The organism is Chryseobacterium sp. L12 (assembly GCF_056133985.1).
Genome location: NZ_JBVYOF010000001.1, coordinates 1 through 12358, shown reverse-complemented (window position 1 = coordinate 12358; position 12358 = coordinate 1). Strand labels below are relative to the sequence as shown.

The 12358-nt window shown below is 35.6% G+C and carries 11 protein-coding genes; 6 read left to right on the top strand and 5 right to left on the bottom strand.

The annotated features are described in order from the left end of the window. Positions 1–24 precede the first annotated feature (24 nt). The 3 genes from AC0NBN_RS00055 to smpB all read right to left on the bottom strand — a co-directional run bounded on the left by AC0NBN_RS00055 (position 25) and on the right by smpB (position 2872). Positions 25–765, bottom strand: a complete 741-nt coding sequence (locus AC0NBN_RS00055; RefSeq protein ID WP_130914188.1) for a YebC/PmpR family DNA-binding transcriptional regulator — start codon at positions 763–765, stop codon at positions 25–27. 92 nt (positions 766–857) lie between these two features. Beyond that, on the bottom strand, positions 858–2336 hold the full coding sequence (locus AC0NBN_RS00050; protein WP_160812507.1) for an OmpA family protein: 1479 nt from the start codon (positions 2334–2336) through the stop codon (positions 858–860). Between the two features lie 77 nt (positions 2337–2413). Beyond that, a complete protein-coding gene (gene smpB, locus AC0NBN_RS00045; protein WP_089744851.1) occupies positions 2414–2872 on the bottom strand; it encodes an SsrA-binding protein SmpB in 459 nt (152 codons plus the stop codon). A gap of 118 nt (positions 2873–2990) precedes the next feature. On the opposite strand from smpB, the gene AC0NBN_RS00040 reads away from it, so the two are divergent. After that, positions 2991–4613, top strand: coding sequence for an ABC-F family ATP-binding cassette domain-containing protein (locus tag AC0NBN_RS00040; RefSeq protein ID WP_143884891.1), 1623 nt, complete (start codon positions 2991–2993; stop codon positions 4611–4613). 122 nt (positions 4614–4735) lie between these two features. Here the strand turns inward: AC0NBN_RS00040 and AC0NBN_RS00035 are convergent, their stop codons facing one another. Together AC0NBN_RS00035 and AC0NBN_RS00030 are read right to left on the bottom strand one after the other, a co-directional pair. Further along, on the bottom strand, positions 4736–5551 hold the full coding sequence (locus AC0NBN_RS00035) for a ferritin-like domain-containing protein (protein WP_160812508.1): 816 nt from the start codon (positions 5549–5551) through the stop codon (positions 4736–4738). Positions 5552–5577: 26 nt separating this feature from the next. Further along, positions 5578–6285, bottom strand: a complete 708-nt coding sequence (locus AC0NBN_RS00030) for a ferritin-like domain-containing protein (protein ID WP_143884893.1) — start codon at positions 6283–6285, stop codon at positions 5578–5580. 214 nt (positions 6286–6499) lie between these two features. On the opposite strand from AC0NBN_RS00030, the gene recJ reads away from it, so the two are divergent. The 5 genes from recJ (at position 6500) to ctlX (ending at position 11434) form a co-directional block, all read left to right on the top strand. After that, the gene (gene recJ, locus AC0NBN_RS00025) at positions 6500–8218 is read left to right on the top strand and encodes a single-stranded-DNA-specific exonuclease RecJ (protein ID WP_160812514.1); all 1719 of its coding nucleotides are present in this window, start codon (positions 6500–6502) and stop codon (positions 8216–8218) included. A gap of 115 nt (positions 8219–8333) precedes the next feature. After that, the gene (gene nadD, locus AC0NBN_RS00020) at positions 8334–8921 is read left to right on the top strand and encodes a nicotinate (nicotinamide) nucleotide adenylyltransferase (RefSeq protein ID WP_160812509.1); all 588 of its coding nucleotides are present in this window, start codon (positions 8334–8336) and stop codon (positions 8919–8921) included. Between the two features lie 83 nt (positions 8922–9004). Beyond that, positions 9005–9343, top strand: a complete 339-nt coding sequence (locus AC0NBN_RS00015) for a DUF3817 domain-containing protein (protein WP_143884895.1) — start codon at positions 9005–9007, stop codon at positions 9341–9343. 207 nt (positions 9344–9550) lie between these two features. Beyond that, the gene (locus tag AC0NBN_RS00010; RefSeq protein WP_143884896.1) at positions 9551–10465 is read left to right on the top strand and encodes a dimethylarginine dimethylaminohydrolase family protein; all 915 of its coding nucleotides are present in this window, start codon (positions 9551–9553) and stop codon (positions 10463–10465) included. Between the two features lie 45 nt (positions 10466–10510). Next, complete coding sequence (gene ctlX / locus AC0NBN_RS00005; protein ID WP_160812510.1) at positions 10511–11434, top strand: citrulline utilization hydrolase CtlX; 924 nt, start codon at positions 10511–10513, stop codon at positions 11432–11434. The last annotated feature ends 924 nt before the right edge of the window (positions 11435–12358 follow it).

The window sequence follows — 12358 nt, the reverse complement described above, 5'->3', positions numbered from 1 at the left end:
TATATATGAATGTAATATTATTTTTTATAGAGAGTCAAGAAGCTCATCTGTCATTTCCATATTGTGATATACATTCTGTACGTCATCATCTTCTTCAAAACGTTCAAGCATTTTCATATTAGCTTTAAACTGTTCTTCGTTCACTTCTTTCGTATTGTTTGGAATTCTTTGTAATTCTGCACTTTTCGCTTCAATTCCTAACTCGTCTAATTTGTGAGACAAAGAACCAAAATCTTCAAAAGCTGTGGTGATCATTACCTCTTCTTCATCTTTCTCAACATCTTCCGCACCGCCATCAATCATTTCCATTTCAAAATCATCCCAATCCATTGTAATTTTAGATAACTCAATGGTAAAAATACCTTTTCTGTCAAAAATAAAGGCAAGTTCTCCGTTTTTACCCAAGTTACCGTCAAACTTATTGAAGACGGCTCTCACATTAGCTACAGTTCTGGTTGTGTTGTTCGTAGTACATTCTACAAAAAACGCCACACCGCCTTGTCCATACCCTTCATAAGTTACTTCTTCGTAGTTTTCGGCATCTGCACCACTAGCCTTTTTGATCGCTCTTTCTACATTATCTTTTGGCATATTTGCGCCTTTCGCATTTTGAATGCATCTTCTCAATGCAGGGTTAGATTCGGGATCCGGACCCCCTGCTTTTACAGCTAATGCAATATCTTTTCCGATCTTAGAAAAAGTTTTGGCCATTTTATCCCAACGCGCCATTTTAGATGCTTTTCTATATTCAAACGCTCTTCCCATTTTATTTTTAAATTTTCACAAAATTACTCAAAATCAGCAATAAAAAAAATACCCCTGGAAAACCAGAGGTATTTAATATTTAGAAAAATTTATTATTTTCTTTTTTTAGCCGGAGCTTTCTTTTTAGGAGCAGTAACAGTCATATCATTCTTCTTCATAGTTTCCCACTCAGATCCTGATATAGCTCTCACGATTACTTTTCTATCAGCCATTCTTTCAGCGTCAGAAGCAGTCTCAGGAACTGTAGCTTCTTGCTCACCGATACCGATTGATTTCAAAGTATTTGGGTTTACACCTCTAGCTTCTAAAGCAGCAACTACAGCAGCAGCTCTTTGTCTTGATAAGTTCAAGTTATAAGAATCACTTCCTTTCTTATCAGTCATACCAACAACTAAGAAGTTTTCTGCCGGAGCTTCTTTAATAATCTTAGCAGCAGTGTCTAATTTTTCAGAAGATTCTTTTCTGATTGTAGCTTTATTGAAATCAAACAAGATATCTTTAAGATTTTCAGTAACAATTACATCAATTGGTTTAGCTGGTGGCGGAGGTGGACATCCGTTGTATTCAGCAACACCTGGAACTGTAGGACAAGCATCATCTTTATCTAAGATACCGTCACCATCTGTATCTGGCCAAGGACAACCGTTGTTTTCAGCTGGACCCGCAACTGTAGGACAAGCATCATCTTTGTCGATTACACCATCGCCATCTGTATCTGGCCAAGGACAACCGTTGTTTTCAACCGGTCCTGCAACATCTGGACATTGATCGTCTTTATCTGGAACTCCGTCACCATCTGTATCAGGACATCCCTGGAATTCTGGTAAACCTGGAGTATCTGGACATAAATCGTCTTTATCTAAGATACCATCCTTATCTCTGTCTCTGTTTCCGAATCTGAAGTTCAATGTAGCTGAAGCTTGCCAGAAGTTAGCAACAGTAGATTTGTCACCTGGAGTTGAAACGTAATCTCCTTGTACACCAAGACCAAAGTTCTTAGTCAACCAAAGATTAAGACCTGCACCAGTAGAAACAGTTAAGAAATTAGCTTTACCCATTTCGTTTCCGTTTTCTCCGTTACCGATCATCTCAGCAGGATTACCGTTGATTAAAGCCTGTCTAGGGAAAGAAAGACCTGTATAATCATGTCTTAGGTAGTTAGCACCAACTCTTAAGTATGGGTCAAACCAAGATTCTTCGTCCCAAAGAAGACCAGCTGCCTTAAATTGGAAACCAAGACCTGTCTGAAGGAAAAACTCCTTACCCATGTTGAATCTTTTGTTTTCAACATTACCTACAGTAGTCTGCCAGTCGATTACCAAACCTTTACCAACGTTTCTTGCAACAGTTAATTTTGATAATGGAGGTGTAATTGAGAAGTTGTTCACATTGAACATATTCTTCGTCAAATTAGTAGCAGAGAACGTATTGCTGAAATTGCTACGTTGTGCTGTATGGTTTTCCGCATGCGCACCAACCCCGATTAACCACGGATTGTTGGTCGTCTGAGCGAAAACAGTAGAGGCAACCGTAAGCGCCAATGCTGAAATTCCTAATTTTAGATTTTTCATAGAATTAAATGATTAAATAATTGATATTGCAAAATAAATATAATTTTTCTTTATAAACAAAGTTTTCAGGATGATTTTTAACTTTTCTTTAATATTCTATTGAGGTTTCTTTTATTTTCTCTATCTTTAATGGCTTCCCTCTTATCAAAGAGTTTTTTACCTCTTGCCAGTGCTATTAATATTTTGGCTTTGCCATTATCATTAATATAAAGTTTCAAAGGAACAATAGTATTCCCTGCATCCTTCAATTTCTTTTCGAATTTTGCCAATTCTCTTTTGTGCAACAGCAACTTTCGTTCCCTTTTTGTTTTATGATTATAGAATGTCCCTAGCTTATATTCATCTATCATCATATTAATAATATATAGTTCTCCATCAATAAACTGACAGAACGACTCTGTGATGGATGCTTTTGAAGAACGCAATGATTTAATCTCTGTTCCGGTCAAGACCATCCCCGCTTCTATTTCTTCGAGAATCTCATATTCAAAACGGGCTCTTTTATTTAGTATTCTCACTGTCTTTTCAATCTTCATTTTGATAGTTTTAATCCTTAAATGTACAAAATCTTCCTTGCGATAAAAAGTTGAGTATGATAATATTATCATTTACCCAATTTCTTTTTGTAATTTTGCGCCAAATTTACAAAACTATATGTTAACAGTATCTAACTTATCTTTACAATTCGGGAAGAGAGTTCTTTTTGACGAAGTAAACATCATGTTTACGAAAGGAAACTGCTACGGAATTATCGGAGCAAATGGTGCAGGAAAGTCTACATTCCTTAAAATATTGACCGGAAAACAAGACCCAACAACAGGACACGTATCTTTGGAACCTGGAAAAAGAATGTCAGTTCTTGAGCAGGATCACTTTGCTTACGATCAGTATACGGTACTTGAAGCAGTTTTGAGAGGTAATAAAAAATTATTCGAGATAAAAGAGGAGATGGACGCGCTTTATGCGAAAGAAGACTTCTCTGATGAAGACGGTATCAAAGCCGGAGAATTGGGTGTGATCTATGACGAAATGGGAGGTTGGACTGCAGAATCTGACGCACAGACCATGCTTTCCAATGTAGGCATTAAAGATGATATGCACTGGCAAATGATGAGCGAACTTGAGAACAAGGACAAAGTAAAAGTTCTTTTGGCTCAGGCGCTTTTCGGAAATCCTGATGTACTTATTCTGGATGAGCCTACAAACGACCTTGATATTGAAACTATTTCATGGCTGGAAGATTTTCTGGCGGATTATGAAAACACCGTAATTGTTGTATCTCACGACCGTCACTTCTTAGACACCGTTTGTACGCATATCGGTGACTTGGATTATGCAAAACTAAATCTTTATACCGGTAACTATTCTTTCTGGTACCAAGCTTCCCAATTAGCAACGAGACAAAGAGCTCAGGCTAATAAAAAGGCTGAAGAAAAGAAGAAAGAACTTCAGGACTTCATTGCGAGATTCAGCTCAAACGTTGCAAAAGCGAAACAGGCAACTGCAAGAAAGAAAATGATCGATAAATTAAACATCGACGATATTAAGCCTTCATCAAGAAGATATCCTGCGATTATTTTTGAAATGGAAAGAGAAGCGGGAGATCAGATCTTAGATGTTAAAGGTCTTGAAAAGACAAAAGATGGAGAATTATTGTTCTCAAATATTGATTTAAATCTTAAAAAAGGAGATAAAGTTGCTGTTTTGTCTAAAAACTCATTAGCAATTACAGAATTTTTCGAAATTTTAGCAGGAAACGTAGAAGCAGATAAAGGAACTGTTGCTTGGGGAGTTACTACAAACCAGTCTCATATGCCTTTGGATAACACCAACTTCTTTCAGGAAGATTTAAGTTTGGTTGATTGGCTGAGACAATTTACCAAAAATGATGAGGAGCGTCATGAGGAATTTGTACGAGGATTCTTAGGAAGAATGCTTTTCTCAGGTGATGAAGCTTTGAAATCATGTAAAGTGCTTTCAGGAGGTGAAAAAATGAGATGTATGTTCAGCAGAATGATGCTTCAGAAAGCCAATGTTCTTTTACTTGACGAACCAACCAACCACTTAGACCTTGAAAGTATCACAACATTGAACAACTCATTATCTAACTTCAAAGGAAACATTTTACTGGCTTCACATGACCACGAAATGCTTTCTACTGTCTGTAACAGAATCATTGAGCTGACTCCGACAGGAATTATCGACAGAGAAATGACATACGACGAATATCTTGGTGATAAAAAAGTAAAAGAATTAAGAGAAAAAATGTATTCTTAATTTTTGAATCTTTATTAAAATATGAATCCCTAAGCTTTTTCAGTTTAGGGATTTTTAATTTAAAAAATCCTTTTCAATTAAATGAAAAGGATTGAAAGAAAACATTTCTACTTATAATAATACTATACAATAAACAATGAAGCAATGGCAGTAGCATCTGATCCGCTTAAAACCTCATCGTAAGATGCAGATCCTGCAGCAGCACCAAATGCGGTAGCTGTATTGAATCCTGCCTGTACCGTAACTCCCTCTCCTGCATATACCGGATTGGTTGCTGCAGGCATATTTCCACCGTCTGCATTTTCGATCCAGCCTTTATTAGATCTCATTCTTCTCACTTGAGAAGCGTGTCTTGCTTCCACAGAATGGATTTGCAAAGCAGCCTGAAGAACCGTTTTGTTTGACATCACATTTCCAGCCTGACCTTTGTAAGCTCGCACTCCTGTGTCTTCAAAAGCTTGTGCTAAAATTAAAAACTGCTGATAATTGGTAAAAGGTGTAAAATTTCCGCCAGCCGTAAAGTCAAAAGTTGGTTTGGCAGCCGGAGTTACGCCCAGTGAGGTAAGTGTATTTTTAAGGAAAGTTACGTGAGCAGCTTCGTGCTTAGATATTTGCTGAAAAACAACACGATCGGCATTAGGAATCAAAGTTCCGGAATTAAGTCCGATTCTGTAATACTCATCTTCAAGATATTCCAGCGTCAATGCCAATTGAAGAGCATCGGTAAGAGCATTCTTCATTGCAAATGTCGGGTTTTCTGTGTTAACAGTCTCTGCTTTTGCTGATGTTGCCATAAAACTTCCCAGTCCTAATGGAAGAGCGGCAACTGCTGCTTTTTTCCCAAAAGCCGAAAGGTCTGAAAGCGTTTCTGATCTGGACGTTTGTTTTGTAAAAAAAGAATCGTCTGATAATCTATCTAGTAATTTAAGAATGTTCATAATAATAAGATTTTGAAATTGATAATTTAGTTAATGCCTCTTTCTTTCCAGGTAAATTTAGTTTTAATAAACCCGCCTGCTGCCATTACGATATCTGATGGCTCTTTGGCCACATCGAGTCCATTGGCATCAATTACATCATCGCCTGAGAATGCCGCAGTACCCGGATTAATCAAATCTCTGATCGCTGCAGCGTGTCTTGCTTCTACAGAAACAATTTTTCCTGCTATTACGAGATAATCCGGATTAGAAATATATTTCCCTGCTGCGTTATAAGCAGCTACTCCTGTATCTTCAAGAGCTTTTGCTGTTGCAAGAACAGAATTTCTGTCATTAAAATTTACATTCGGATACTGAAATTCCAGAGTAGGCAACACATTAGAAGTTGCTCCTGAAATAGCCGCTTTGAAGAAATCTCTGTGGATAACCTCATGATGATACAAATCTGTAAAAATCTGCTGCTCAACTGAAGAAATCCCTGAATAAAAGTTGTTCACTACTTTGGTGTAAAAATCCGCCTCCAATTGCTCAAGTGCATAAGCATAATTTAAAACGCCAACATCTCCTGTACCTAAGTCGAAGACATTACTATCAATAATTTCAAAATCATCATCACTACAGCCTACCAATGTAAGACCTGCTGCAACAATACCAATACCACTCAATTTTAGGAAGTTTCGTCTTCCTGTGTCTAGGGTCGCTCCCTTACTGGAAACCTGAATTGTTTTTTTCATAATATTATTTTAAAATAGGTTTAGTATTTAAAATCATTTACGAAGCATGGTTTCGTTTGGATTCAATAAATATTATTTTTTTTTAAATTTTATTAAAATATTATTCACTTTCAATAGATTATATTAAAAATAAACCCTCCAATTATGGAAATTATTTTTATAACGACTTAAATTTTCAATGGATTTTAAAATAAATTTTGCCTATTTTTGTGAAATGAGTCAAAAATGGATTTACAAACCAGAACCTGATGAAGAAATTGTTGATGGATTGAGTTCGTCGCTTGGTTTCGGAACTTTTGAATCCAAACTATTAGTTCTCAGAGGAATTGACAATTATCAGAAGGCGAGAGAATTTTTCAAACCCAACATGACCGATATTCACAGTCCGTTTCTGATGGCGGATATGCAAAAGGCTGTAGAGCGTATTGCAACAGCTATCGAAAACGGTGAGAAGATTCTGGTTTACGGAGATTACGATGTAGACGGCACTACTGCCGTTGCGCTTATGTACCTTTATCTGAGTAAAATCGTTCAGAAAAAATATTTAGACTTTTATATTCCTGACAGAAATTCTGAAGGATATGGAATATCAACCGAAGGTATTGATTTTGCCAAAGAAAACGGCTTTACATTAATTATTGCTTTAGACTGCGGAATAAAAGCAATCGACATGATTAATTACGCCAAAAGCAAAGATATAGAATTCATAATCTGCGATCACCATTTGCCAGGCGAAGAGATACCGGAAGCAGCTGCGGTTTTAGATCCTAAAAGAAGCGACTGCAGATATCCTTTCAAAGAACTTTCGGGTTGCGGCGTAGGATTCAAACTTTGCCAGGGTCTCAATACTATTTATAAAATTCCTGAAGCTGAGCTTTTTGAACTCACCGATCTTTTGGCAATTTCTATTGCTGCAGATATTGTTTCAATGACGGGTGAGAACCGCGTTCTAGCAAAAATGGGTCTTAAGACACTCCGCAAAACCAGAAATATGGGACTGAGACTTCTTATTCCTGAAGATAAGCTTTCTCACTTTGAAATTTCGAATATTGTTTTTGAAATTGCTCCGAAAATTAACGCAGCAGGAAGAATTTCTCACGGGAAGGCAGCAGTCGAACTCATGGTTTCTGACAATCTGAAACATGCGCACCAAATCGTAAACGACATCATGAATCTGAATGATGAAAGAAGAGAACTGGATATGAACTCTACCCTTTCTGCACTCAATCAGATCATAGAATCTCAGCAGGAAACAAAATTTTCTACCATTGTTTATCACCCGGAATGGAACAAAGGAGTAATCGGGATTGTAGCATCCCGTCTTACGGAAACGTACTACAAGCCTACTTTGGTTTTTACCGACGGAAATAATGGCGAAATGGTTGCATCAGCAAGATCGGTTTCAGATTTTGATGTGCATGAAGCGCTTGATATGTGCTCGGAATATTTTTTGAAATTTGGCGGGCATCATGCGGCTGCAGGACTTTCTATGGAAAAAAGCAAGTTTGAAGAATTTAAAATTAAATTTGAAAAAATAGTTGCCGAAAAAATTCAGGATCATCAGAAAGAGCCATCCATTACCATAGATTCTGAAGTGCATATTGACGAGATTAACCGTGATTTTATAAATTTCCACAGAAAGCTGGCTCCGTTCGGACCTCAAAATATGAAGCCTAATCTGGTTTTAAAAAATCAGAAAATTTCGGGATATGTGAAAACGATGGGGAAAGACAATAATCATCTGAAATTCTATATTAAGCAAGAATCCACAGGAAGAAATATAGAATGTATTGGTTTTAAACTTGGGCAGTTTGCGGATGATTTCAGAACTAAAAACTTCGACATTGCATTTACTTTGGAGGAGAATCACTGGAAAGGCAATGTAACTCATTGTCTGAACATCAAAGACGTAAAGTTTTTAGACGGTGAATAAATGATTTGCTTTAGAATGAATGTTAAATTGATCATCCTTCTAACTAATATTTTTTTATTTTTTACAAGCATAGCGAATTGACTTGTGAATCAAAATTGAGAATTGCCTTACAACAATGAAAAAAATCGGTTTATTTTTCGGTTCTTTTAATCCTATTCATATCGGTCATTTGATTTTGGCAAATTACATTCTGGAAAACTCTGACATGAATGAATTGTGGTTTGTTGTAAGTCCTCAAAATCCTTTTAAGGAAAAAAGATCTTTGCTTAAAGATCACAACCGACTGGAAATGGTAGAACTTGCCATCCGCAATTATCCGTCTATGAGGGCTTCTAATGTGGAGTTTGGGCTGCCTACGCCAAGTTATACAATTGACACGCTTACTTATCTTAAAGAAAAACATCCTGATTATTCATTCAGTCTTATCATGGGCGAAGATAATCTGCAAAGTCTTCATAAATGGAAAAACGCTGATATTTTAATCAAAAACCATCATATCATTGTATATCCGAGAATCAGCAATGAACAAAATAATGAATCTGAAATTTCTCAGCACGAAAACATTTCATTGATAAAAGCGCCCATTATTGAACTTTCTGCTACAGAAATCAGAAATATGATAAAAGAAGGAAAAAATGTAAGACCCATGCTTCCACCGGAAGTTTTTGATTATGTGGATGGGAGCAGTTTTTATAAATCTTGATGTTTGGTGTTAGATATTAGATGTTAGATGTTAGATGTTAGATGTTAGATGTTAGATACAAAATTAATTCTTAGTTTAGTATTATGAATTTTATAGAAAAATTTTTCTCAAAATATTCTCAGGAGCAAATGATCAGATGGTTTAAGCAGATTTGCCTTGCAGAAGCCATTTCATGGTTTTTTTTGTTTACGGCTATGATCTGGATCCGTTCAGATAAAGAAAGCATCCTTCCTACAATCTACATCATCATTATCGGGAATCTTCACGGGTTGTTTTTCACACTTTATCTTTTGTTTCTTCCTTCGATGAGAAAAATTTACGAATGGGATGATGAAGACACTGTATTTACCATTATTGCTGCATTTTTCCCTTTTGCTACCATCTGGATTGATAAAAAACTGGCCCGTTTTAACAGAGAATAGGCTTTTTTAACAAATAATTTTTAAAGATTTTATCCTTATAAAAACTTGTGATTCTACTAAATCTATCTGAATTTTCTATAATCATCAGATGAATTAAACAGGATTTCTCACATTCACAAAACTCAGCGAAAATTCTCTGAATGTGAGGTATACAAAAACTTTTCCCTTCGCCTGCGTTTGTTTATATTTGCTTAATTCTCATTATTTATGAAATTGAATATCAAAAACGAAACAGGAAGATTAAAATCCGTTGTATTGGGACAGCCCAATTCTATGGGTATGGTTCCTACTCTGCAAGAGAGCTACGACGCAAAATCATATCATACTATACAGAATAATATCTATCCTAAAGAAGAAGATATTATTAATGAAATGAATGCTTTTGAAGCAGTGCTGAAAAGGTACGATGTACAGGTTTTCCGTCCAGATATTATTGCAGATTACAATCAGGTCTTTGCAAGAGATGTCGCTTTTGTGATTGACGATAAGATGATTATTTCTAACGTAATTTCAGACAGAGCAGATGAACAGAATGCCTACAAAAAAGTTTTTGAAGAGGTAGAATGGAGAAAAATTATCAACCTTCCGGAAACAGCCCACATTGAAGGAGGCGATGTTATCGTCTGGAATGATTTTCTTTTTATCGGAACCTGCTTTAGCGAAGATTACAGAAACTACAAAACTGCAAGAACCAACGAATATGCTATCGAAATTCTTAAGGAATATTTTCCAAAAAAGAGAATCATAGATCTTGAGTTGAAAAAAAATGATCAGGAACCTTATCAGGGAATTTTGCATCTGGACTGCACTTTCAACCCCGTTGGAAATGACAAATGTATCATTTACAAAAATGGTTTTGTAGACGAAAGTGATTACAATTTAATCATTGATATTTTCGGAGAAGAAAACTGTTTTCATGTAACAGATGAAGAAATGTTTGAAATGTTCCCGAATATTTTCTCTATTTCCCCTGAAGTTGTTGTATCCGACAAAGCGTTTACAAGAATGAATAACCACCTGAGAAACGAATGGGGAATGACCGTAGAAGAAATTCCTTACCGGGAGATTTCTAAAATGGGCGGCTTACTGAGATGCTCTACCCTTCCGCTTGTGAGAGAATAATGGAAGACTGCTTATTATTTTATAATTCCAATTTTTAACTAAAAAATGCAAACCACAGATACCGTACTAATGATAGAGCCGATTGCGTTTGGATATAATGCAGAAACGGCAGAGAACAACTACTTTCAGGTCGAACAAAAAGAAGCAGATATTCAGTCCAAAGCTTTGGCAGAATTTAAAGTTTTTGTTGAAAAACTGAAAAACAAGGGAATTAATGTTATTACAATTAAAGACACTATAGATCCACATACTCCAGATTCGATTTTTCCAAATAACTGGGTCAGCTTTCACAGAGATGGAAAAGTTGTTTTGTATCCTATGTTCGCCTCCAACAGAAGGGTTGAAAGAAGAGAAGACATTATTGAAACCATTAAACAGAAAGGTTTCGAAGTGAGCGAATTAGATGACTGGTCTTTACCTGAAACTCAAGGACATTTCCTGGAAGGAACGGGAAGCATGATTTTCGATCATGACAACAAAATTGCTTACGGTTCTGTTTCTTTAAGGCTGGATGAAAATCTTTTCAGAGAATTTTGTGCAAAATATGGGTTTAAACCTGTTGTTTTTCATTCTTTTCAAACAGTTGGCAACGAAAGACTTCCTATTTACCACACCAATGTAATGATGTGTGTGGCAGATCGGTTTGTAGTTATCTGTTTAAACTGCATTGATGATGAAATTGAAAGAGACATGGTTGCTGAAACCATCAAAAAATCTGGTAAAGAAATTATAGAAATCTCTGAAAAGCAGATGCAGCAATTTGCCGGCAATATGCTTCAGGTGCAGAATACGGATGGTAAAAAATTTCTGATTATGAGCCAGACAGCTTACCAGTCATTAGAACAAAATCAGATTGAAAACATCGAAAAATATTGTGAAATCATTTATTCTGATCTGAATACCATTGAAGTAAATGGCGGCGGAAGTGCAAGATGTATGCTTGCCGAAATTTTCCTGCCTAAGAGATAAAAAATTTAATCTTTAATAGTTTTGTAGTAGAATAAAATTTTCAGACAATACTATCAAGTGCAACTCAAAGCTTCCTCATAATTCTTTCGCTAAAGATTATGAAGAAGTTTTTTTTATGAAATTTACTCCTAAAAATATTTCTGAACACTTCTCTCCTAGAAATTATGTAAACAAAAGTTATGAGTGGAATTGACTTTTATTAAATAATTTTATAAAACGACGAGTTTTGTCGCATTAGCGATTTAGCTTTGCAGAAATAACAAAAAACTTATTCTATGGACATTTAATACATATTTTAAACGCAAAGTTTTATCAAAATAATCTTATATATAAAGGAGCAAAGTTTAAATCAACAGGTTGATTGATGAAGCGATATTTTCACGCTTTGCGAAGCAATTCATTGCCTTTGCCTCTTAAATAAACATTTTCAAAATAAATCTTTGCGTGAAAATTAACAAAAAACTTATTACAGGAATATTTGACACATATTTTAAACGCAAAGTTTTATTAAAATAATCTTATATATAAGGAGCAAAGATGAATCAACAGTTATTGATGAAGCTATATTTCACCCTTTGCGAAAGAATTGATTTGGTTTAACATATTAAAAAATGGTATAAACTGAACCTTTGTGGGAATAATCTAACCAACAAAAGTCTAAATATTAACACAGTATGAAGAATAATAAAAAAACATGAATTTTGTTTTTTTTAAAACATGGTGAATTATACATTCAAAAAATTCATTTATATTTGAAAAATTAACTATTAAAAAAAACGCAGCTATGAAAAAACTCTACTCGGGTGCATTTCTTGTATGCACCATGGCTGTATTGCAGGCTCAGGAGGTAATATGGCAGAAAGACATCCGTTCCAATACCCAGGATTTTCTCTCGCAGGGGACTACCACTATTGATCAGCAGTA

What these genes read in the sequence shown, in the direction of transcription:
- AC0NBN_RS00055 (WP_130914188.1), bottom strand. Translation starts at nt 765, where the DNA reads ATGGGAAGAGCGTTTGAATATAGAAAAGCATCTAAAATGGCGCGTTGG.
- AC0NBN_RS00050 (WP_160812507.1), bottom strand. Translation starts at nt 2,336, where the DNA reads ATGAAAAATCTAAAATTAGGAATTTCAGCATTGGCGCTTACGGTTGCC.
- smpB (WP_089744851.1), bottom strand. Translation starts at nt 2,872, where the DNA reads ATGAAGATTGAAAAGACAGTGAGAATACTAAATAAAAGAGCCCGTTTT.
- AC0NBN_RS00040 (WP_143884891.1), top strand. Translation starts at nt 2,991, where the DNA reads ATGTTAACAGTATCTAACTTATCTTTACAATTCGGGAAGAGAGTTCTT.
- AC0NBN_RS00035 (WP_160812508.1), bottom strand. Translation starts at nt 5,551, where the DNA reads ATGAACATTCTTAAATTACTAGATAGATTATCAGACGATTCTTTTTTT.
- AC0NBN_RS00030 (WP_143884893.1), bottom strand. Translation starts at nt 6,285, where the DNA reads ATGAAAAAAACAATTCAGGTTTCCAGTAAGGGAGCGACCCTAGACACA.
- recJ (WP_160812514.1), top strand. Translation starts at nt 6,500, where the DNA reads ATGAGTCAAAAATGGATTTACAAACCAGAACCTGATGAAGAAATTGTT.
- nadD (WP_160812509.1), top strand. Translation starts at nt 8,334, where the DNA reads ATGAAAAAAATCGGTTTATTTTTCGGTTCTTTTAATCCTATTCATATC.
- AC0NBN_RS00015 (WP_143884895.1), top strand. Translation starts at nt 9,005, where the DNA reads ATGAATTTTATAGAAAAATTTTTCTCAAAATATTCTCAGGAGCAAATG.
- AC0NBN_RS00010 (WP_143884896.1), top strand. Translation starts at nt 9,551, where the DNA reads ATGAAATTGAATATCAAAAACGAAACAGGAAGATTAAAATCCGTTGTA.
- ctlX (WP_160812510.1), top strand. Translation starts at nt 10,511, where the DNA reads ATGCAAACCACAGATACCGTACTAATGATAGAGCCGATTGCGTTTGGA.